Annotated in this window: 2 protein-coding genes; one reads left to right on the forward strand and one right to left on the reverse strand. The window is 63.1% G+C overall.

Features of this window, described 5'->3' with window-relative positions; genetic code table 11:
• A partial coding sequence (locus tag EN991_RS38850) for a DUF2934 domain-containing protein (protein ID WP_164769794.1) occupies positions 1–148 on the reverse strand: 148 nt, incomplete at its 3' end.
• A gap of 159 nt (positions 149–307) precedes the next feature.
• On the opposite strand from EN991_RS38850, the gene EN991_RS38855 reads away from it, so the two are divergent.
• Positions 308–615, forward strand: a 308-nt coding sequence (locus EN991_RS38855; RefSeq protein WP_127370664.1) for a nucleoside-diphosphate kinase, incomplete at its 3' end; no start/stop codon positions are given.

A 615-nucleotide genomic window follows, 5' to 3' on the forward strand; every position in this document is an offset into this window, starting at 1 on the left:
CCGACTTGTCCGTGGCGTCCTCCTGGTCGACATCCGCCGCCGCCTGATGCCAATGGCGCTCATGATGTCCAGCCGGCTGGCCCTCTTGCAGCCAGATCTGGTGCGCACGGTTGCGAATGCGTTCCTGACGATCGTCTGTCATGGTCATGTTGTCTCCATACGGCCCGACCTCAGCGCGGCGCCGGCACGCGACTATAGCAAGCAAAGCGTTGCTGTGCAGCCGTCTGATCGGGGGCCCTTGGCAATGGGCCGGGCGGCTTGTATAGAGCCCGCCACTCTCAATTCCATTCTCAGACAAGGACGACCCATGGCGCTCGAACGCACATTTTCCATGATCAAGCCGGACGCAACCCGGCGCAATCTCACCGGCGCCATCACCAGGATGCTGGAAGAGGCAGGCCTGCGCGTCATCGCCTCGCGCCGGGTCTGGATGAGCCGCCGCGAAGCGGAAGGCTTCTATGCCGTCCACAAGGACCGTCCTTTCTTCGGCGAATTGGTTGAATTCATGTCGTCGGCACCGACCGTCGTCCAGGTGCTGGAAGGCGAGAACGCCATTGCCAGGAACCGCGAAGTGATGGGCGCCACGAACCCGGCCAACGCCGCCGAAGGCACCAT

The sequence above is a fragment of the Mesorhizobium sp. M7A.F.Ca.US.005.03.2.1 genome, from assembly GCF_003997795.1.
GTDB lineage: Bacteria > Pseudomonadota > Alphaproteobacteria > Rhizobiales > Rhizobiaceae > Mesorhizobium > Mesorhizobium ciceri.